Annotated in this window: 20 protein-coding genes and 2 tRNA genes; 8 read left to right on the forward strand and 14 right to left on the reverse strand. The window is 39.1% G+C overall.

All coding sequences use genetic code 11. The features are described from left to right. Positions 1-5 precede the first annotated feature (5 nt). From ACRD64_RS02140 to hutI, 4 genes are all read right to left on the reverse strand, one after another. On the reverse strand, positions 6-341 hold the full coding sequence (locus ACRD64_RS02140) for a hypothetical protein (RefSeq protein WP_430931506.1): 336 nt from the start codon (positions 339-341) through the stop codon (positions 6-8). 28 nt (positions 342-369) lie between these two features. Then, on the reverse strand, positions 370-783 hold the full coding sequence (locus ACRD64_RS02145) for a threonyl-tRNA synthetase editing domain-containing protein (protein ID WP_430931507.1): 414 nt from the start codon (positions 781-783) through the stop codon (positions 370-372). A gap of 94 nt (positions 784-877) precedes the next feature. Then, entirely contained in the window at positions 878-2587 is a 1710-nt protein-coding gene (gene ftcD, locus ACRD64_RS02150; RefSeq protein WP_430931508.1) for a glutamate formimidoyltransferase, read from the reverse strand. A 3-nt stretch (positions 2588-2590) separates the two neighbouring features. Next, positions 2591-3850, reverse strand: a complete 1260-nt coding sequence (gene hutI, locus ACRD64_RS02155; protein ID WP_430931509.1) for an imidazolonepropionase — start codon at positions 3848-3850, stop codon at positions 2591-2593. A 459-nt stretch (positions 3851-4309) separates the two neighbouring features. Between hutI and ACRD64_RS02160 the strand changes: the two genes are divergently transcribed. Then, positions 4310-4786 (forward strand): low molecular weight protein-tyrosine-phosphatase, encoded by a 477-nt coding sequence (locus ACRD64_RS02160; RefSeq protein WP_430931510.1) that lies wholly within the window; start codon positions 4310-4312, stop codon positions 4784-4786. Further along, positions 4779-5627 carry a fructosamine kinase family protein gene (locus ACRD64_RS02165; protein ID WP_430931511.1) on the forward strand — a complete coding sequence of 283 codons (849 nt, stop codon included), beginning with the start codon at positions 4779-4781 and terminating at the stop codon, positions 5625-5627. The genes ACRD64_RS02160 and ACRD64_RS02165 overlap by 8 nt, the downstream gene beginning before the upstream one ends. 53 nt (positions 5628-5680) lie before the next feature. Here the strand turns inward: ACRD64_RS02165 and ACRD64_RS02170 are convergent, their stop codons facing one another. Continuing rightward, positions 5681-6379, reverse strand: a complete 699-nt coding sequence (locus ACRD64_RS02170) for an AAA family ATPase (protein WP_430931512.1) — start codon at positions 6377-6379, stop codon at positions 5681-5683. 372 nt (positions 6380-6751) lie between these two features. Here ACRD64_RS02170 and ACRD64_RS02175 point away from each other — a divergent pair, with 372 nt between their 5' ends. Beyond that, positions 6752-7018 carry a hypothetical protein gene (locus ACRD64_RS02175; RefSeq protein ID WP_430931513.1) on the forward strand — a complete coding sequence of 89 codons (267 nt, stop codon included), beginning with the start codon at positions 6752-6754 and terminating at the stop codon, positions 7016-7018. Here the strand turns inward: ACRD64_RS02175 and ACRD64_RS02180 are convergent. From ACRD64_RS02180 to ACRD64_RS02190, 3 genes are read right to left on the reverse strand one after another with little or no spacing between them, the layout of a single operon-like run. After that, positions 7010-7489 (reverse strand): flavodoxin, encoded by a 480-nt coding sequence (locus tag ACRD64_RS02180; RefSeq protein ID WP_430931514.1) that lies wholly within the window; start codon positions 7487-7489, stop codon positions 7010-7012. The genes ACRD64_RS02175 and ACRD64_RS02180 overlap by 9 nt on opposite strands. A gap of 60 nt (positions 7490-7549) precedes the next feature. Further along, positions 7550-8191 (reverse strand): O-methyltransferase, encoded by a 642-nt coding sequence (locus tag ACRD64_RS02185; RefSeq protein WP_430931515.1) that lies wholly within the window; start codon positions 8189-8191, stop codon positions 7550-7552. A gap of 3 nt (positions 8192-8194) precedes the next feature. Further along, entirely contained in the window at positions 8195-9415 is a 1221-nt protein-coding gene (locus ACRD64_RS02190) for a M16 family metallopeptidase (protein ID WP_430931516.1), read from the reverse strand. Between the two features lie 176 nt (positions 9416-9591). On the opposite strand from ACRD64_RS02190, the gene ACRD64_RS02195 reads away from it, so the two are divergent. The 3 genes from ACRD64_RS02195 to ACRD64_RS02205 all read left to right on the forward strand — a co-directional run bounded on the left by ACRD64_RS02195 (position 9592) and on the right by ACRD64_RS02205 (position 10719). Beyond that, a tRNA-Phe gene (locus ACRD64_RS02195) sits at positions 9592-9664 on the forward strand. A 46-nt stretch (positions 9665-9710) separates the two neighbouring features. Next, positions 9711-9783, forward strand: a tRNA-Phe gene (locus tag ACRD64_RS02200). Positions 9784-9942: 159 nt separating this feature from the next. Next, on the forward strand, positions 9943-10719 hold the full coding sequence (locus ACRD64_RS02205) for a CHAD domain-containing protein (protein WP_430931517.1): 777 nt from the start codon (positions 9943-9945) through the stop codon (positions 10717-10719). A 122-nt stretch (positions 10720-10841) separates the two neighbouring features. On the opposite strand, the gene ACRD64_RS02210 is transcribed toward ACRD64_RS02205, so the two are convergent. Further along, the gene (locus ACRD64_RS02210; protein WP_430931518.1) at positions 10842-12794 is read right to left on the reverse strand and encodes a DUF3857 domain-containing protein; all 1953 of its coding nucleotides are present in this window, start codon (positions 12792-12794) and stop codon (positions 10842-10844) included. A gap of 12 nt (positions 12795-12806) precedes the next feature. Further along, positions 12807-14639 (reverse strand): DUF3857 domain-containing protein, encoded by a 1833-nt coding sequence (locus tag ACRD64_RS02215; RefSeq protein ID WP_430931519.1) that lies wholly within the window; start codon positions 14637-14639, stop codon positions 12807-12809. A gap of 194 nt (positions 14640-14833) precedes the next feature. Between ACRD64_RS02215 and ACRD64_RS02220 the strand changes: the two genes are divergently transcribed. Then, complete coding sequence (locus tag ACRD64_RS02220) at positions 14834-16126, forward strand: hypothetical protein (RefSeq protein WP_430931520.1); 1293 nt, start codon at positions 14834-14836, stop codon at positions 16124-16126. A 217-nt stretch (positions 16127-16343) separates the two neighbouring features. Then, a complete protein-coding gene (locus ACRD64_RS02225) occupies positions 16344-17975 on the forward strand; it encodes a S8 family peptidase (RefSeq protein WP_430931521.1) in 1632 nt (543 codons plus the stop codon). A 112-nt stretch (positions 17976-18087) separates the two neighbouring features. Here ACRD64_RS02225 and ACRD64_RS02230 read toward each other — a convergent pair whose 3' ends face one another. The 4 genes from ACRD64_RS02230 to gpmI all read right to left on the reverse strand — a co-directional run bounded on the left by ACRD64_RS02230 (position 18088) and on the right by gpmI (position 21349). After that, positions 18088-18423 carry a T9SS type A sorting domain-containing protein gene (locus ACRD64_RS02230; RefSeq protein ID WP_430931640.1) on the reverse strand — a complete coding sequence of 112 codons (336 nt, stop codon included), beginning with the start codon at positions 18421-18423 and terminating at the stop codon, positions 18088-18090. A gap of 3 nt (positions 18424-18426) precedes the next feature. After that, positions 18427-19068: an endonuclease III gene (nth, locus tag ACRD64_RS02235; RefSeq protein ID WP_430931522.1), complete on the reverse strand. Its 642-nt coding sequence runs from the start codon at positions 19066-19068 to the stop codon at positions 18427-18429. A gap of 86 nt (positions 19069-19154) precedes the next feature. Further along, entirely contained in the window at positions 19155-19742 is a 588-nt protein-coding gene (locus ACRD64_RS02240; RefSeq protein ID WP_430931523.1) for a DUF3109 family protein, read from the reverse strand. Between the two features lie 77 nt (positions 19743-19819). Next, positions 19820-21349: a 2,3-bisphosphoglycerate-independent phosphoglycerate mutase gene (gene gpmI / locus ACRD64_RS02245; protein WP_430931524.1), complete on the reverse strand. Its 1530-nt coding sequence runs from the start codon at positions 21347-21349 to the stop codon at positions 19820-19822. Between the last annotated feature and the right edge of the window lie 224 nt (positions 21350-21573).

Here is a 21573-nt window from a genome sequence, read left to right on the forward strand (position 1 = left end):
ACCAATCACAAGTTGCCTAAAAGCAAAGTCATGACAATAGAAAAAATGAAAATCAGTTTAGTTTGATTCTGGGCACGCTCCTTTAGATAATCCGAATACATAAAACCCTCAAGACTAAAGTCCTGATCTAGCATACCTAAACTCACAAACACCTCACCAATGTGTTGCCATCGTGCTTTGTACATATATCCAATTTCCACAAATTGAGGCTGAATCAATTCCTCCATCTTCCGGGCCTCATACATAAGTTCTTCCGCGGTAAGGCAATCACTATATTTATTTATAATAACTTCACGTTTATGACGCATTGCATATTGCCAACCTTTGATATGTGTTGGCATATTTACTTGATCTCAACCATATATTAAACTATAAACTGGCCCAAATACGAGCGAGCGAGCTGCCCGGAGCGTCAATCTTTAAATCCAAAAAATACCCAAACGGCGTTTGGGCCACTTCAAAATCCGAATTTTCCAGTCTTTTTTGGGCTGCATCAAATAAATCTTTTGTAAAACCGCTTGACGCCTTACTTTCGGACAGATGAGCAAATGAATGCAAAACCACGCGTTTGGTGTCATTTTTTCTAGCCGTCCATTTTAAGTGATTCACCAGCTTTTTCTCCCGACTCAACAAGTCCTTATCCTCATCGTCTTTTTCCACCTGAATAAATGCCAGGATAGAGTCACTGAAGCTCTTTCCCTCACCCGGGTCTGGGGCATCGTCCAGGTTTTGCACCTTAGGACAATATGAAAAGCTATTTACAAACAAAACCAACACTTTCATAACACGTTAACACGAACATCATTTTATTAACAGAACGAATCACAAGTATAATAAAAAACACAGTAAAAAATTAACTAAGCCTGAATTTAGATCGTCACTGTTCAAAAAATCCATGTTCAACCAAATTCAGGATCTCGACCTCCATCTTACTTGCCTTTTCAACAATAGACTTACCTTCAGACAAAACTTCTCCAACAAAGTTTTTATCATTAAGATCTTTGGCATTGATTTTAACGTTTAGCCAGGCACCTACCACACCACTGCGCGCGCTGATAGCGCCAACCCCGGCATCGGAAATTGAATTTGGATTTCCAACTTTGGCCATCTCCAACATCACCTCCATCGAATTGCAGCATAACTGCATTGTTTTAAAAGGAACCTCAATAGCATATTTTGTTGCACGCTCAATGGCGTCTTGTCTGGATTTTATTTCCTCTTCGGATTTTTTGGGCAACTGAAAAGCATCCATAATCATATTAAAGGCACGGGTATCTTCATCCACCATTTTTAACAACTCGTCGTGAAAACGCTTTCCTTTTTCTGCCCATTCAGAAAATTCCTCAACGCGATCATCCCAGCCTCTTTTATGTGAGGATAGATTGGCAACCATGGTTCCCAACGCAGCGCCAACAGCACCCAGGTATGCCGATACAGACCCTCCTCCCGGTGCGGGTGACTCGCTTGCTGTTTCATGAACAAAGTCGGTCAGGCTCATGTCCACCAGCTTTTTTTTGTTTTTGTTCGACTCCTTCTCCAGAATATATTCAATAATCTTCTTATCCGCTTCAAAAGGATATAATTCATCCAATCCAAGAGACTTTACTGCTATTTTAATTATTTCCTTATCGGAAATACCGGTCGATCTCCTTTGTTTTTTAAGGAAATATTTACCTGCGTCTATCATTGCCTGCAAAGGGACAACCCCCACCAATTCCGAACCTGTTACTCGGAGTCCGTTTGCGGTTGCTCTTTCACATGCCGTATCAAAAGCCTTGTGCATACTTGTGACTGCGATATCTGTAAGGTTTAAGGAAATTTGGGCAATCCCGTATTCCTCAATATACCAACCAATTCCTTTTACCGACTTCAACAAACCTGGTTCGTTAACCGGATTGCCTTTTCCGTCTTTTATAATCTTTCCAGTCAACGTTCCTCCTTCGCGCTTTACACGGCCTCGCTCCCGAATATCAAAAGCAACTGTATTTGCCCTGCGAATACTGGTTGTATTTAAATTTACGTTATACGCGATTAAAAAATTCCGTGCGCCAACGGCAGTGGCCCCGGACTTTTGCGTTTCCTCATCCCACTGGCGCGAGCCAAAATCAGGTTTCCATTCGTTGCTCTGAATCCTTTCGCCCAAAGCTTCATACTCTCCTTTCCTGCATTCTGCCAGGTTTTTTCTAACTTTTATTTGTGCTGCACTCTCGTAACAATATATAGGTATATTTAATTCATTCCCTATTCGTTTGGCTAACTTAAGCGCATATTTAACCACTTCATCCATGGTAATATTGGAAACCGGAACCAACGGACAAACGTCTGTAGCACCAAAACGAGGGTGTGCACCTTTATGTTTACGCATATCAATAAGCTCCCTGGCCTTTTTAATTGCCTGAAATGCAGCCTCCAAAACCTCATTGGGCGTCCCTACCATGGTAACAACCGTTCGATTGGTTGCTTTACCTGGATCAACATCAATTAAACTAACCCCTTCTACTTTTTTTATTTCGTCGGTAATTTGATTAATTACATTCATATCGCGTCCTTCGCTAAAATTGGGGACACATTCTATTAATTGCTGCATATATTAAATATTTAAGGGTTTTTTAATTATTTCTCCGTTAATAATCATGGTATCGATCTTATTTTCCCCATAGTAATATGGAATATACGCTATATTGGGAATTTGCTTTGTAATAATCAGATTGGCTTTTTTACCAACCGTTATCGATCCTAACTCACTTTCTACACCCATAGCATAAGCACTGTTGATTGTGACCGCATTAATGGCCTCGGCAGGTAACATTTTATAAAGGATGCTGCCCATGGAGATAATGAACTGCATATTGCCAGAAGGCGATGAACCCGGGTTAAAGTCGGTAGCCAATGCCACTGGCAAGCCTGCAGAAATCATTTTGCGCACAGGTGCATATTTCATATTTAAAAAGAAAGCAGCCCCCGGCAAAACCGTTGGCATCGTTTTCGAATTCAATAAGGATTCAATCTCAGCATTCCCAACAAATTCCAAATGATCAACAGAGCGCGCATTGTGTTTTACACCCACTTGAACTCCACCGGAATAATCCAACTCGTTAGCATGAATCTTAGGAGCCAGGTTATATTTGGCGCCTGCTTCCAATATTTTATCGGTTTCTTCAACTGTGAAGAATCCTTTGTCACAGAATACGTCGATATAATCGGCCAGTTCCTCCTTGGCCACTGCAGGAATCATCTCATCAATAACCAATTTCACATATGCTTCCCGGTTATCTTTATATGTTAAGGGTAAGGCATGTGCTCCCAAAAAGGTAGACTTAACGGTAAGCGGACTAAGCTCTTTCATCCTCTTTATAACCCGGAGCATTTTAAGCTCGGTTTCGATAGAAAGACCGTAACCGCTTTTTATCTCCACAGCCCCGGTTCCCCAGCAAATCAGCTCTTCAAGCCTGCCCATCGCCTCTTCAATAAGTTGATCTTCGGAGATTTTCTCCATAGCCATAGAAGAATTCAGAATACCACCACCTCGCCTGGCAATCTCCTCGTACGAAAGGCCTTTTATTTTATCTATGTATTCTATTTCCCTTGTTTTGGGGAATACCAAATGCGTATGCGAGTCGCACCAGGCTGGCAATATAGTTTTGCCCGTTGCATCAATTTCCTCATCATAGTATTGAATAGGTAACGCCTTCATGCTGCCAAAGTCTGTTATAATATCACCTTCGATTAGCAAATAGGCATCTTCAATGCTATTCAAAACAGACATGTCTTTTCCGGAACGAAACATCAATTTTGAGTCTGTCACAATTCCGGTAAGCTCCTTAATGTTTTTTATTATGGTAGTTTTCAAAACAAGATATTTTAGGAACCATTTATAATATGATAAAATTAAAAGGAGATTGTCCCATTCTCAATGATAACGGTCATCAAACACGGTTCAGATTCAACAATTTGCATGTTTTTTCGCAGGTTCAAACTATTGTAAGATTTATTTTAAATTATTTTCAGGCGCCAACCTATTATATATCCTGCACAATATCTGAAACTTACGGTCATATGAAGATATCTCCATTTGTTAAAAAATGATAAAAAAGACATTGGAGTATAAAAATATATTGACATCTGACCCATATGGTTGTAATTTGCGTGTAATAAAAATGCTCTCCTGGTCCCCAATAATAGGAACATTCAAAATGTGTGTGAGGTTTAGGTTAGTTTTTTAGAATGTTTCCGTATGCCTGTCTGTCCTAAGACAGGCTTTCTTTTTTATAATCTGCGGTATTTTTGTATTTTTCCAAAAACTTCACTCATGAGTAAAAAGAAAATATTATTTGTTTGTTTAGGAAACATATGTCGCTCACCAAGTGCCGAAGCCGTGATGAAAGCCAAATTGGAAGCACATGGTTTAAGCGAAAAGTATTTTGTTGATTCTGCAGGAATAACCGGATACCACGAAGGCGACCCAGCAGATTCGAGGATGCAGCAACATGCTTACCGAAGAAACTACACACTGACCAGTATTAGCCGCCCGATTACAACACCAAAGGATTTTCTTGAATTTGATTATATTATTGGCATGGACCAGCAAAATATGAATGACCTGAACGCCCTGGCGCCAAACAAATATGATCATTCTAAGCTCAGCAAGATGACCGATTATTGCAATAATTTTCAGCACGACTCTGTACCAGATCCCTATTATGGCGGTGCAGCAGGTTTCGAATTGGTATTGGATTTGTTGGAGGATGCATGCGAAGGATTAATTAAAAAATTAGAAAGTGAATGAAGCTTTAATCAATCGGATTTCCGGTATTGTCAATGAGGATATTGTTGGAAGCTTATCACAAGGTGGAGGATGCATTGCCAACTCTCAAATCATCAAAACAGCATCGGGCAAAGCTTTTTTCTTAAAACAAGGATTCTCCAATGGCATGTTCCCTTGCGAAGCCAATGGATTAAAAGAATTAGAGAAATCAGCCTCCATCAAAACCCCCAAAGTGGTAGCGGTTGACGAAGACTTTTTATTGTTGGAATATATTGAACAAGGCGGCAAAAGCAGGGAAGCCATGTTTAATTTTGGCTGTAGCTTTGCGCAGATGCATCAATACACAGGGAGCAACTTCGGATTTTATGAAGATAATTTTATCGGGGCAACTCCCCAAATAAACTCCCCCAATGAAAACTGGTTAGACTTCTACCATGAAAAGAGATTACTATATCAATACAAATTAGCTGAAAAAAACGGTTATGCCAATACCAGCCTTAAAAACAAATTTAAGAGTATTGAACGGCAACTACCGGAAATCCTTTCAGGTTCCGAAGAACGTCCATCTCTTTTACACGGGGATCTATGGGGAGGAAACTACCTGATCGACAGCAGCGGGAATGCAGTGCTAATTGATCCGGCGGTTTATTACGGTCATCGCGAGGCCGACCTGGCGATGACCAAACTGTTTGGTGGATTCTCAGGCGAGTTTTACAAAGGATATCAACAGACGCTGCCTTTAAAAGATGGTTACACATATCGGGAGAACATTTATTTGCTGTATCACGTCTTGAACCACCTCAACCTATTCGGCACAGGATACTATTCCCACGCAATTCAATTAATGGATTTTTACTTATAGCAAAAAAGTCCGCCAAAAAACTGGCGGACTCATACTTTCACATCCATTAAATCTTACACAAAACCACGCGTTTCAGCAATAATCACTATCAACTCAACAATTTCATCATCGGTCATTTCCTTGCAATTAAAGAAAATATCGTAAAACTGGACATCGGGAACCCCCTTTTCGAAGTAAGCCCTAAACATGGTTCTTCTCCTATCCATATCCTGACATTCGCGCTTGGCTTCCGACATGGTTTTTCCATACTTTTTGCTGACAATCTCTGCCCTCCATTCTAAAGGAGCTATCAGCTTAACATGGAACGATTTCTTGAAGTTTTTGGTGATAGCTTCTGCGGCCCTACCTACGATAACCACATTACCTTCGCTTGCCGCGGAGTGAATAAAATTAGCAATCGTATTGTTGATCTTGGCATCACTGGGGTAGTACGTGTCGGAAAAAAACAACGCAATATTCTCAAAAAAGCTCCGGTTTTTATATTCTGCCAAGTCCTTAACCAACGAAGGGGTTAGCTTTAGTTCCCTGGCCGACTCTTCCAGAATCTCTTTGCTGATCCATCTCCATTTCACGTCCTTTCCTTCTCTCCTTAATCGTTCGGTAAGAACATTGGTAAGGTGTTGACCAATTCTTTTTCCGGGGCATCCATATTCCCTGGAAATAGTAATTACAGGGCCATCGGAAACAGGAGCCTTTAATTCATCCGCTTTTCCTACCCTTTCTCGCATATACTTTAAAAATACATTATCCATGGTGCTACGGTTCAATAGGTTATTATAGCAATAATATAACGAGAAAAAATTGATTGAGCAAAAAAAAGAAGGTAAGAATTTAACAATAAAAAAAGGATAGATGGAAACATCTATCCTTTACCCTTAAAATCAGCTTTGTTAAATCTAAATCTATGAAAAAAAATCTACACAACAAATATAGACCAAAGTTTAATGAAAGAACATCAAAATAAGTTAAAGCGTGTTAATTACGCATTTGATGTATTTTAATGGCAGAAATAGCTGAATACGTTGGTGCTTTGAATCAGGCAGCAATAGCATATTTTGCACTATTGCTTTAGCAAACCATCTATTTTTTATTATTTTTGCGCTAAATACATAGGAATTAAGCTAATGGCCAAAAAGGGACGTAAAAACATCAACAAGCCTGTTCAAAAAACTCGTGCAGCAGTACTCCGAAGAAATCACCGTACTTCGTTCTTGCTCAACGAAAAAGAAAAGGAGGCCATGGAATGGTACTGCAAAAAAAACAGAATCAGCAACAAGTCGAAGTTTATGCGAGAAACTTTAATGAGAGCCGTAATGGATCATTTTATGGACGACTATCCTACCTTATTCGACAAAAAAGATATGGATCAGTTAATTATTGGATCAAAGTAGTTTAACCCATTTTTCTAATCTGTAATCCGTTAAATCCGGCTCATTATCCTCATCCAAAGCCAGGCCTACAAATTTCCCGCCCACAAGAGCCAAAGAATCTGAAAAATCGTATTCCTCCGAGGGCCAAGCACCTACAAACTCGCAACCCTTGTTCTTTATTAATTCGTATAATTTGCCCATCCCATTGCAAAAAGTATCGGGATATGTAAATTGATCCCCAAGACCGAACATGGCCACTTTTCTACCCTCCAAATTGCATTCTACCAGAGTGTCAACGAAAGTCTCAAAATCATCCTGTAAATTACCTACCCCCCAGGTAGAAGTTCCTAAAATCAGGAAATCGTATTTTTCAATATCGGGTTGCGTGGCCTGCTCCACGGGATTCAATTCGGAACCGGAAATAAGTCCTGCCAATTTTTCGGCTACAAATCTCGTATTGCCAACCGATGAACCGTAAAAAATACCTGTCATAGTTTTTGTTTTTTTGATTGGTTAAACACCGGGAAGATAGGAAAGTTTAATTAAGTGGTTTTATTTCTTCCGAATAACAAATATGCCATCCCGAAAAGGAAATATTACTTTCTCTACCCGGTCATCCTCCTTTACCATTCGGTTAAACTCCAGGATGCCCAGCGTATACGTGTCGTTTACATCCAAAGGTTCCGTCACCTTGCCGTCCCACAAAACATTATCGGCCAGGATATACCCTCCGGGATTCAGCATATCAAACACTTGCCTGTAATATTGGGGATATTGCCTTTTATCCCCATCCATAAATACCAGATCATATTTTTTATTCAAGGACGGCATTATTTCCAATGCATCGCCAATGTGCATTTTAATTTTATGGGCCAAGCCCGATTTATCAAAGAATGATTGTGTAAAGGGTTCTATCTCATCGTCAATGTCGATGGTGTCAACAAATCCATCTTCCGGCAATGTTTGGGCCATACAAATACAGGAGTATCCGGTAAAAGTGCCGATCTCCAGGATTTGCTTTGGCCTGATCATCCTGCAAATCATCTTTAAAATTTGCCCTTGCAAATGCCCCGAGAGCATTCGCGGTCGTAGAATATGAAGGTGGGTTTTCCGGTTGAGCTCATATAAAAGTTCGTCCTCCTTGTTTATATGTTCTAAGATATAATTCTCTAATTCTATGTTTTGATTGAACATGTTCTACAAATAAATAAGTTGCGACATCTCATCTGGATTAAGGCATTCATTGGATATTTGCAAAAGATCGGAAGCGGTAAGCTTATCTATCTTATTGTAGATATATTCCAAAGTATCCACCTTATTGTACAGCAGATAACTCTTACCCAGATTCAACATTAAGTTCTCCTTGTTTTCGGACGAGATAGCGATTTGACCTTTAAGTTGACGCTTTGCCTTATGAAGCTGCAGGGTCCCCAGTCCTTTATTGCGAAGCATATTGAGTTCGGCAATAACGATTTTAAGGCTTTTGTCCACATTTTTTTTATCCGTTCCAAAATAAACCGAGAATACACCCGTACCGTAAAACGCAGTATAGGACGACTCAATATTATAAGCTATTCCTCGTTTTTCGCGCAGGGACATATTCAGCCTGCTGTTCATTCCCGGGCCACCCAACAAATTGTTTAAAAGGTGTAAGCCTAGTCGTTTGGGATGATTATAATCATAGGCAGTGCCGCCTATCACGACATGACTTTGGTAGGTATCCTTATCCACTCGCACAATCTTAGGAGAATGCTTTAATATGGGCTTCCTCTTTATCATTCTTCTATTCTCAGGAATCTCACCAAAATATTTTTCCGCCAACCTCACTACCATTTTGAAGTCATGCTTTCCAACAGAGCAAAAAACCATTTGGTCGGTATGGTAGTTGTTTTGGATAAATCTAAATATATCTTTGCGCGTAAAATACTTCAATGCTTCCGGTGTTCCCAGGATATTTCTTCCAATTGGGTGATCAGGATAAAGCAACTCCTCAAAATCATCGAATATCAGTTCTGCCGGAGAGTCTTTGTACGAATTTATTTCGTCAATGATAACTTCCTTTTCCTTGATCAATTCCTTGTCGGGAAACACCGAATGAAAAGTGATATCGGCAATCAGCTCCATCGACCTTTCATAATCTTCCTTTAAATACGTGGCATAAATGCAAGTTTCCTCTTTTGTGGTATAGGCGTTTAGTTCGCCTCCCACATCCTCCAAACGGCTCAACACATGAAATGCCTTGCGTTTTTTTGTGCCTTTAAAAACAACATGTTCAATAAAATGAGCCATGCCATGTTCGTTCTCACCCTCATCTCTGGAACCCGCATTGATAATTATCCCGCAATAACCGACTTCGCTGTTTTCGGGCTTGTGAATTATTCTGATTCCATTATTTAGTGTATGTCTATAAAATTCCATAAAAAAATATTGGAGTGCAAAAGTACTAAAGAACAACGTATTTCAATGCCCTCGTCGCCAAAATTAAATGATAATTTTAAAAATGGTTTTGAAGAAAAAAATCTTTGTGTATATTTGCACCGCCTTAAGCGAAAATGCACTTCTACTGAAAGCGGTAGAAAGAACTAAATAATGAAGGTACCATAGCTCAGTAGGTAGAGCAATGGACTGAAAATCCATGTGTCCCTGGTTCGATCCCAGGTGGTACCACATTAAAATATAAATTCTGAATAAAAACAGACCTCAAGAAACAAGGGGTGCCATAGCTCAGTAGGTAGAGCAATGGACTGAAAATCCATGTGTCCCTGGTTCGATCCCAGGTGGCACCACCCTTAAAAGCCGATAGAAGAAATTCTCTCGGCTTTTTTTATGACTTTTTTAAAAAATATTATCTCCCAAAAGCATATTCCTGTCCATTCCTTATTAACTTTATCATTGCAGGTTGAAAATCGCACCGGCCATCAATATTTTGCAAATTATTAAAGTATATGAAAAGATTGGTAAGACATGCAGGTAATTTATTAAACTCGTTCCATAAAAACCTGCAAAAATCGAATCGCTATACGGACAAAAAGGATATTCATAATTTAAGGCTTGATTTAAAACAAATATTTGCCCTGTTGAAAGTGCTTGATTTATGTATGGGGAATATTTCGAAAGACTTTTATAAATCGGTCAAGACAGTCCATAAACTGTTTAAGCTCACAGGGATTATCCGCGACAACCAACTTATATTAAAAAGAGCCAAACAGACGCTGCCCTTTAAGCCGTATAAAACTGTTAAACGAATAACCGATAAAAACATAAAAAAAGCCAGCCAGGCATTGGAGGAAAGTTTGGAACAAATAAACATAAAACAGGTTCGCCAGGATTTAATTTTAGGATTTAAGGAAACACTGCACGTAAGAGCTGATATGGTTATTCATCATTTGAAACACCGTATTAATAGGGATGAAAAAAAGATATCTAAAGAATTGGCCCAAAAAGAAACCGATTTCCATTTGATACGACGTTTGGTCAAGGAACAGTTTTTTTTGTTGGTTACACTTAAAGAGGTGTTCGGCGTAAATGTTGGATATTCAAAAGTTGCCCATAAAGAAAAATTAGGCAAAGATTTAGGGGAGTGGCATGACTGGGTGGTTTGTAAAAGTAAAATAGAAGAATGGGATGTCGGTTTAGACGATGTCTGGTGGAAGTTAATTGCAGATCAACCAGAAAAGATTTTAAAGCGTACACTAAAAAATCATTTGCTTCATGTTTCGTAGGGGAAAGTTTTTATAAGTGTTGCAATCAAAAAATATACCGAACGGGTTCGCACCGCACATGTTGAAACATATCCGTTCGGTAATTCCGTTAAATAACACGATTCTCAGATCTAACTAATGACCTATTTCTGAGCGACCTCCTGGTCTTTGACGATCACAATTTTCTGGTTAAGTTTTTCAATCACCTTATTAAACAATCTTTTTAGTTCAGGATAAGTTGCTGCCGCAAAAACGGGTTTCTTAAGTTTAATGGTAGCGCGGATTAACACTTTATTATCACCTGATTTTTTCGCATTAAAAATCATTTGGGTGTTTTCGCTATTGTTTGAATAAGCCTCAGGTAATTGTTCGATTTGATAACCGGTTGGAATTTCTATTTCGGCTTGGTAACTCTCCGAGATCGGGTAAACGATATCTATGGCCAGTTCTCTTTTTTCTTGTTTAAAGGGGTTAGTCTGGTTGGGTAACTTAAGGAATGGCGCAAAAATAATATGACCATCAATATTGTCTACTTCGCTCTTAAATGTAAAATCATATTGGAATATCTTAGAATTGTCATCTATATCCATAACGGATAAATCTTTGGTGAGATCAAGCCCTTTATCTTTTAATTTGTTGACAAATTCGTCCTTATCCCTGTTGTATTTTTTACGTTCCGAAACAGAGGTGTGGCCGCTGTTACGTATATGTCCAAACCCTTCAATTAGATTGGTTTCGGGGTTTAGGGCATATTTCATGGTGGTTGATGTCATAGAGGCAGCTATGCTGCGTACATGAACCCAGGCTTCGCTATCTTCTTTAACGATGTAACCTTTGCCATTATAACAGCGGGCTGGTATCATATTGTTGGGACAGTATGCATCTGTTGCATCCAACAGTTTTTGTTTTCCATCAATGGTAGCCAATATAATTACATTGTTAAAAAGGTCCGAGAAAGGAAATTGGTCGCTAACCTTGCCGTGATCACGGGTGCTAATAATGACAGGTTCGGCTTTTATTCCTATTCCCCTTAGTATACCGAGCGCCATTAAGTTAATGTTGGCCGTATTGCCTGTTTTTTCCTTGGTAAACTCCTTAATGGTTTTTGATGCCCATTTGTTGGTATAACCATTGGGTTTAAAATTCGCTTTCATGTGGTTTAACACTACATTTAACTTCTCTTGCTCGGGTTTGTCAATAAGATGGGCAAATTGCTTGCTACCTATTTTTTCGCTTTTACCAATGTATTTACCAAAACCCTGACTGTCTAAAAATTCCTTTGAAAGGTCGGGCCAGGTGGTCATGTATTTTTTCGTGTAACCGCTGGGATAATTAATTTCAGATAATTGGAAATCGATTTTTTGTATATAATCTTCTCTCGATGAAATGTAAGATTCGTCTTTGAATGATGGTATATTTTTCATTCCAAATTTATAATTCATATCATTAAAAATCATCCCGGCAAAAGTACGGTCGTTAAAAGATTCTTTGTTTTCAAAAACATCAAACCTCGAAAACCCTTGAGCCCTATAAGTATAAGTGTAAAAGGGAGTCATATTAACCCGGTACTCGCTGTAAATGGTTGGTATGTCGGACTGAAACTCCCAATCTGGCAAATGCATAAAATAAGGTGTGCGGATACTGTAGCTGTATTCAATAACACAACCCTCCTTAACGTTAGGCAAGGTAAACTTTTTACGATACCAGTATTTATTGATGGGTTCTTTAAATATTTGATTCTTGTCAAGGTGAGTGACTTCTAATTTAGTTCCATCATAATTGTATGTAGCAGCTTTAATATCATCAACTGTCTCTAAGTCACTATCTCCAATGTACAGCTCTATCTCCACTTCGGCCTGGTCAAACGCTGATTCTTTAAATATTTTAACTCTTTTATGACGTTGGTAACTAATGTAAAAACTTCTATCACCTTTCAAGAATTCAGTTTTCCCTTTATCAAAGATGACAACAGCCGGGGCATCTGGTTCAAATTCACATTGGGTTAATTTCATGCCGGAATCCCCTTCCTGACCGATGAGGTTTTGAAAAGAGAAAAAACAAATAAAATGTAGTAGTAATAGGGCTAACTTTTTCATTTTGTTGGGGTTTTAAAAGGTGATTAATGTTTTTTGCTGATCTAATCTGCATGCTTTGGAAACAAATTCATAAAAGTTTTCATATTTTCCAATGTCATATAGGTTTTGATTTAACTGGAATGTTCTGGTTATTATCAATTCATTGTCTTTTATCGTAAAATCCCGTCGGTACACACCAAATTCAGAATTGACCTCTTCGGTAGTTAAGCCCTTGACCAGTGCTATGTTTTTATCAAAAGCGTAGATTATTGTATCGCATTTATTAACCGGATAATACACAAAAATATCACTCTTTCTTTCTTCTATTGGAGTAAGTTTATAGTTGATTGCTTTAAATGGGCTTAACAATATACTGTTGCCCAGTTTTTCGGTTATTTGAAGTGAGTTGCCGTTTAGCTTAATATTTAAATAGGTTGAATCTCTATTCGCTCGCTCAATTTCAACACTTTGGATATCGGCATTGTGCGAGAAATTAACATTATCGACATACGCCTTTTTGTCGTTAGGTGACAAGTTGGTGTCAAAGCCTTTGAAATAATCATATTTCCTGCCTTTCAATTTCCCGCTTGAGTTGAAGGTTACGTTTTTATTAATGTTGATTTTGGTCATATAGCTTTCGAGTGCATCCGCTAAACTGTGCTTTGGGGTTTGTACCAGCTGACTGGTGTTTGGCAGGTTGAAAAGGGCCAGTCTGTTCTGCGAACTTGCGCCGATATAATTAAATGGTGCCGTTTTGTCGGTGCACTCCAGCCAGATAGTGTCACGATTCATAGGAACCGATAAAATCACATGGTTGGCATGTTCCGAAGGAAAATCTTTTTTCACTCTCCTGGGTTTAATGTCCGCGTAAATAGTAGTGTAAACGGATTCTATACCTACTTCTTTCAGCAAGGCTTTCATGTAATTGGTCAGCGCCTTGCAGTCTCCATAACGATTGATACAAACATATGACGCAGGGTAAGGAAGGTGTCCGCCTATATCCAACGAAACATTGATGTAACGCGTATTATCCTGCAAGTAATGATACAAAGCCCTGGTTTTTTCGAGATCGCTGTCCATGCTATCGGTAAGTTGATAAACGATATTTTTTTCTTTCTCAGTAAGTGAATCAAGTCCTTCAATTAAATTGCATTCCCAATTACCCAAATCCTTCCAGGTATTACTTTTGCCATCCACCCCATAATGGAAATCTTCGGCCATGACTATTACATAAGGATTTACATCATAAAAATCGGGCGAAAATGATTCTTCTTTATTAGCCGTGAAATTTTTAACTCTCCAATTGTAGGTGGTGGTCTCTTCTTCGTGACGGATTTCGGCCGGTTGTGTTTTTTGCTCGTAAAGCCTGATATCCAACCCCCTGGGAACTTCAACATGTAAAGAGGCAGTGTTCACTTTAAGCTTTTTGTTAAAAATAGGCGTCCAATGAGTAAGTGAAATATAATTTTTCGTGACGTATTTATAACTGTATTTAAGAATATAAGGATAGCTGGTATGTATGAGTTTAAAGGATAAAAGCCTGTCGTCGGAATGAAAATTACTGTAGCTCCAGGGAGTTTCTATTTGAATGTCTTTCTTTTTAAGTTTTCGAATTTCATTGCCGGATAAATCATAAATACATGCTTCCAGATCTTCAACTTTGTTGTTTTCGGAAAACGGAATAGAAACTTCCGCATATTCGGTACCTGCACCATTGTTTATTTGGAGTTCGAGACTTAATATTTCGGTAACTTTTTTTCCGTTAAACCTAACTTTCGTATCGTAACTACAAACTTTGCAGTTTGTACTTTGACAGAAAGCGGTTAATGAAATAGTTATTAGTAGGATTAGGCAAAGTACTCTCATTATTTTTAAATGTTAAGGTAATTATTTATTTATAACAATCATATTTTTTGACATAAGGAATATTGTAACTATTAAACCTAACTTTCACAACAAAAACAATAATAAATTATGAATCATTTATTTATGACATCCTGCAATAAACTAATTAATTGTTTGGGCTGTTGTGCTTAAGAAAAACTTAAAACCAACGCATCATGAAAACTTTGATTCCCTTCCTTATTTTCTGTGTTTTTATTTCCAGTTGTAAAGTCTACGAAAAAGTCCCCAGCGTTCGTTTTCAAGGGCCTAAGATAGAAAGTGTGCAGACTGGCCCTGAGCTTAAAGAATTGAAATTGAATGTTAATTTGCGCTTTCTGTTTACCAATCCACTAAATATGGATATTGTAATTCCTGCGCACGACTTTAATCTGAAGATTAACAACAAACCATTTGTAGCCGATGTTAAATCGGTGGAGAGTTTTGTGCTGAAGGGCAAAACCGAATTAATGAAGCCGTATAATTTTGAGATTGCATTGAACCAGGAAACGCTGCAAAGTTTACATGTGTTGGGCAGGGACAATTATCTTGAATTTTTAGCGGATGTTAAAATTGATTTGGCCGATTATGGTATCAAAATACCTACCATTTTTGGAAGGCAAGTCCTCCGAAACCACACCTTAACATTTAGTTATGGTGACACATTGCGTTTCCCATTAATGCCTGAAATCCGTAAAATAACCAATAAACCGGCCAGGGTGGTTATGCTGGGGGAAATGGAAACCATAAATCTGGAGATATACAAAGATGCTTTTGCACCTTTTGTTTCCTCGATAATCGATGCGGAATTTTCCACAAGTTCAGGTTTCGACTTTATACAGCAATTAGAGGATTTAGGCCTAATGGATGATATAGGCTTTTTTATTTCAGGCTTGGTTTTGCTGCCGGGTACGCCTGATAGCAGAAGAGAACAATGGGAGAATTTTGTGAGTAAAGTCAAGGATATGGATCCGAGCGGTAAGAATATCATGGATCATTTTGTAAAAACCTATGCTAAACCTGTGGTTGGGAACCAGGTCGTAGCCAATTGGAATACTTTTAAACAGCACTGGGGCAATTTTGTAGATGAAGATTTGCTGGTGAGTTATCCGGGCAAGAACATTTATGGTATTAAAGTAGAGATTCCATTTAAGATTTATAACCCCAATTATTTTCCGGTTGAGGCTCCGTCATTTTTCAATCATTTTAAATCGGGCAACTGGCAGCCCTTATTGTTCCAGGCTGTTCCTAAGGACGGTAACACTACTATTAAAGCACGCAGTGACAAAGAGATGAGCCTTACCATGCAATTGGATTGGAGTAAATCAAACGAGGGTATCCTCGATTTTATCACAGGAAACCCAACCAGTTATAAAATGGAAGGAGAAACTAAGATTGATTTGGGATATGGCCCCATGACTATTGTCTACGAACTTCCATTGGTTCCCATTCAGCCGGGAGTGGGTAACTAATATATTATTTAGCCTAAGCTGAATGAATGGTCTTTGCAAGAAAACTACTTTTTCTTGCAGACACCAAATTAGTAACGAAAATTCGATGTGTTCATAATAATTTATTGCCTTGAATCATTGTGGCTTGCCCAGGTTGGCTTAATGAAATGGCAACGATTCTTGACATTAGATGATAAAAAAGGTAAATTCTGGAACAGGAAACTTAAAATGAGATGCGATGTATTGGTGGCAAGGTTTTGAATTGTATCTGAGTGAAGATGAAAAAGTGAAACAACAAGTCTTTATCCAGATTAAAAAAAAGTTTGGTGTTAGACCTGTTCCTGTATTTAAGGAAGGCCTTAACAAGAAGAGAAATGATTATCTGAAAAATATTTATACGATCAGGCAGTTCATGTCATCATCCTTGGTATGGGATAAGGCAAGAGAGATAGCTCGCATACATGGTGTTTTAGATGTAGATCCTGTTATAAACACGAAATATAAATTTGAACTTGAAGATTATGATGTCCCGCTCAGTCAAGTGGTAAATGTGATACCTGAAAATCGTCCTGATCCCAATTGGTTTCATGCCAATTCCAGATTTCCCGATGCCCTTAAATATGCCGAGGAACAATTTAACCTGGGCATAGGCAAATATGATGGAGGCGAAACAAATCTGATATTGGCTCAGCTTGATACCGGTTACAGTGATCATCCCGAATTATCAAAAGTAAAAAAGGAACTTGGATATAATTATGTCAATACCTTTCTGGACCGGATCTTATCCATTTTTATAGGTCGCCCGTCAAAACGCAATGCCAAGGACCGATTGAGGAATGCCAAACCGTTCAAGTGGGCATCGCATGGAACCTCCACGGCCGGCGTTGTGATTGGGGTAAATACCAAAAATGCCGGTATTGTGGGAGAAAACAAAGATAATACCGATGGAATTTTTCCTTACTTAAACCTAATACCTTACAGAATTTCGGAAACCGTTATTTCCTTTAACAATAAAATGGCCCATGCTGCCAGGCAAGCCATGGCGGACGGTTGTAAAGTGATTACGACGAGCCATGCCGGATTGTTGCGTCTGAGAAGCTGGAAGGAAGCCGTAAAGGAGGCATATGATAATGGCGTAATTTGGGTGTCCGCTCCGGGAAGTCATGTGAAAGGGGTAAAAAGAATATGGACCTATCCCTCTAAGTTTCCGGAAACGATAACAACCACCGTATCTACCAAGGACGATGAAGCCTGGGAGAAAACTTTTGGGGGGGCAGAGGTGGATATTGCGGCACCGGGTTTCGATATGTACGTTCCTTTTGCACGAAAAGGCAGAAAATACGGTTACAGGTGGAGTGAAGGAACATCATTTTCAACGCCAATCACAGCGGCAGCGGCAATTATTTGGATAGCGCATCATAGCGACGAGAAACTGAATGGTATTTATAGAGAACCCTGGCAACGGGTTGAAGCCTTTAGGACTTGCCTGAAGAGAAGTGCGCGTAAACCCGATGGTTGGAATACAGAAATTTATGGGGCAGGTATTTTAGATGTGCTTGCTTTGCTTAAATGCGAACTTCCAAAACCCGAGGAACTAAAGCATGCCTCATCTCCTATGGATGTTGATTGCGACGAAATTGAAAAGGTGGATTGGGACATATACATGATCAACAAGGAAATTACTTACCAAACTTGTCGTGCTAAACTGGAGTCCAAAGGCCAAGAGGACGATATGTTCGAAAAAGTTGAAAATGCCGTAGGTATAGAGGCTAAAGCCAAACTTAAGGTGATGACTGCTACAATAGGCGAAAATAAAACCGAGGAACTAAAAAGAAGAGTGAATGAATTTGCCAAAGATTGGGGGTATTGATTAGGTAGGCTGCCAATTTTACTTTTATACAAAAGTAGGGTTTCAAAAACATAAACGATCACCATGGAATAGTAATGTCATACTAGTCCATAGTGAAAATCTTGGGGTTGAATTAGTTTATTATTACTTTTAATGTTTGCTTGAAATGTTCAAATTGAACATTTACCAAAATCACGCCTTTAGGAAAAGTGCTACAATTAACAATGATTTCGCTTTGCAGCGCTTCGCCTTGAAATAACTTAATCCCATCTGTTGAATAAATCTCAATACTAGCATCAGCTGGTAATCCTTTGATTTTGAAGAAATCCTGATTAACAGGGTTTGGATAAGCAGTTATGCTGGTTAATGTAAATTCATTTGCGTCTGTAGCAGTTTCGTTTGTTATATCTAATAATGATGGTTTGATTTTTCTAACGGAATGATACTTATAAGGAAAGGCGTATTTGATGTTTTACTTCCCGTTTTTCTGATAATACTTGCAGTAATCTTGCAACCCGCATTTGGCACACTTGGGAGACCTTGCGATGCAAACATAACGACCATGTAGTATTAACCAGTGATGGGCAATAGGGAGTAAATCTTCGGGAAAATGTTTTACCAACTGCTTCTCGGTTTCAAGCGGGGTTTTTGAGTTGGTAGTAAGCCCTATGCGTTCCGAAACCCGGAATACATGCGTATCTACAGCCATGGCAGGTTTTTCATACACCACACTGGCAATTACGTTAGCCGTCTTTCTTCCGACACCGGGCAGTTTTTGCAATTGTATGATGTCGTCAGGTACTTCGTTATTGAAATCGGCCGTCAGCATTTTGGCCATGCCTACCAGGTGTTTGCTTTTGTTGTTAGGATAAGTACATGAACGAATATAGTCGAATACCTCAGCCGGCTCGGCCTCTGCCAATTCTTTGGCCGAAGGATAACGTTGGAACAGGTCGGGCGTAATTAAGTTTACCCTTTTGTCGGTGCATTGGGCCGAAAGGATAACTGCTACCAAAAGTTCGTAAGGATTTGAATAATCCAACTCGGTTTCCGCAACAGGCATATTGGCCTGAAACCATTCAATTATTTTTTCAAATCGTTCCTTTTTAGTCATATTTCAGTACGATATAAAGTTGGATCTACTAATTACGTTTACGCTATGAATGAGATCCTTTGCTAACTGATATCCGATTGTAACCACTAACCGTTAAGCAATCCTTTCTCCTTCAATATCTTTTCCGATTCTTCCATTTCATCATAAAAGGCTTCGCCATATTTTCTGATGATTGGTTCTTTCAAGAATCTGTACACAGGAACCCCCTCTTTTTCTCCAAGTGCACGGGCATCATCACAAATTGGCCAAACATCGTAATTCATGGCCTCGCCCTGGCTTAATTTCCTAGTTCGAATGGGATACAGGTGACAGGAAACAGGTTTTCGGAAGTCTACCAAACCTTGTTTCCAGGCCATTTCGATGGCACAATGAACACCCCCTTTGTTATCGAAGTAGGTATAAACGCATTCTTTGCCATGAATAATAGGCGTAACCAACTCATCCTCAAAATCTATAACCGAAGCACCTTCTTCTTCTATAGTTTTTATAGCTTCAGGTGATAACAGGTGTTTAATTTTGGGATAAATATTGTCGATGATTTTCGCTTCATCCTCCTCCAACGGCGCACCGGAATCACCTTCCACACAACAAATACCATGGCACTTGGCAATGTTACAAATAAATTTGTTGGTGAACAGTTCCAGGCTAATTATTTTATCATCAATTTGAATCATCTCACAATTAAAATAGTTGAAAATAGAAAAAAGCAGTAACCCAAAGAATTACTGCTTTATAATTATATCGAGAAATCCTACTTCAGGTGAATTAAGCATTCACCGGTCATATCGGCGGGCTGCTCAACACCCATCAGTTTAAGCAACGATGGAGCTACATCGGCCAATACACCATCTTTAACAGTTCCTTCTCTGTCTGATACCCAAACAAATGGCACTGGATTTAACGAGTGAGCGGTATTTGGTGAGCCGTCGGCATTTACGGCATTGTCGGCGTTACCATGGTCGGCAATTATGATGGCTTCGTAACCGTTAGCTTTAGCGGCTTCAATTACACCTTCCACACATTCGTCAACAGCCTTAATCGCTTTTTCAATGGCTTCGTAAACTCCCGTATGACCTACCATATCTCCGTTGGCAAAATTTAGAGTTATAAAGTCGTATTTGTTTGCGTTCAACTCGGCAACGACTTTATCTTTTACTTCATAGGCACTCATTTCCGGTTGCAGGTCGTAGGTGGCCACTTTGGGTGAGTTCACCAAAATGCGGTCTTCGCCTTCGAATACTTCTTCGCGTCCTCCCGAGAAAAAGAAGGTTACGTGGGCATATTTTTCAGTTTCGGCAATTCTTAACTGCTTAAGTCCTGCTTTTGCAACAACCTCGCCAATGGTATTTTCCACATTTGCTTTGTCAAAAAGAATATGCATTCCTTTAAAAGTAGCATCATAAGGAGTCATGGTGCAATAATGAAGCGGAATCGTTTTCATTCCTAGTTCCGGCATATCTTGTTGCGTTAAAACCATAGTTAGCTCTTTTGCACGGTCGTTTCGGAAGTTAAAGAATACTATTACATCACCTTCCTCAATTTTGCCAACCGGGTTTCCATCGGCATCAACCTTTACAATTGGCTTGATAAACTCATCGGTAACATTGGCATCGTACGAGGCCTGGATAGCTTCCAGCACATCAGTGGCCGTTGTTTCTCCAACACCGGCAACCATGGCATCGTATGCCACTTTAATACGCTCCCATCGCTTATCGCGGTCCATCGCATAATAACGGCCTGTAACTGTTGCCACCTGACCAACCGTTTGATCCATGTGCGCCAACAAATTACCCATAAATCCCTTTCCACTCTTAGGGTCTGTATCCCGACCGTCCATAAAGGCATGAACAAACACATCGCTTAAACCATACTCCTGGGCAACACTTATTAATTTATGGATATGTGCCTGGCTACTATGAACACCTCCTTGAGACATCAGACCAAGCAAATGTACTTTTTTACCATTCTCCCTGGCATAGTTGTATGCTTTCTCCAGCTCCGGGTTCTTGGCAATAGAACCATCGGCACAAGCGCGGTTAATTTTTACCAAATCCTGATAAACTACCCTTCCGGCACCAATGTTTAGGTGACCTACTTCCGAGTTACCCATTTGTCCGTCTGGCAAACCAACAAATTCCCCGGAAGCGTTTAGCTTCGAATTTGGGTATTTTTCAATCAAACTGTCCCAGTACGGAGTTTCAACAGTTGAAATTACATCGGACTTTGATTTGTCTCCAAATCCCCATCCATCCAGAATAACAAGAATTGTTTTCTTATCCATGGTTTATATATTTTGTATTTGTTATTAGCTATTTTGAAAAAATCTAAATTAGTGCGCAAAATTATCTAATTAATAACTAAAAACAAAGTTTACACTCTTATACTTAGCTTAAACTTAACCTGGCAACAAACGTTAAAAACTGGAAAAAGAAATGTTTATTAATTATATTGTCGCCCATACGCACAGTTTAGTTATATATGCGAGTAAGATGAAATTATCATAAT

The sequence above is a fragment of the Saccharicrinis sp. 156 genome, from assembly GCF_050589685.1.
Lineage (GTDB): Bacteria > Bacteroidota > Bacteroidia > Bacteroidales > Marinilabiliaceae > Saccharicrinis.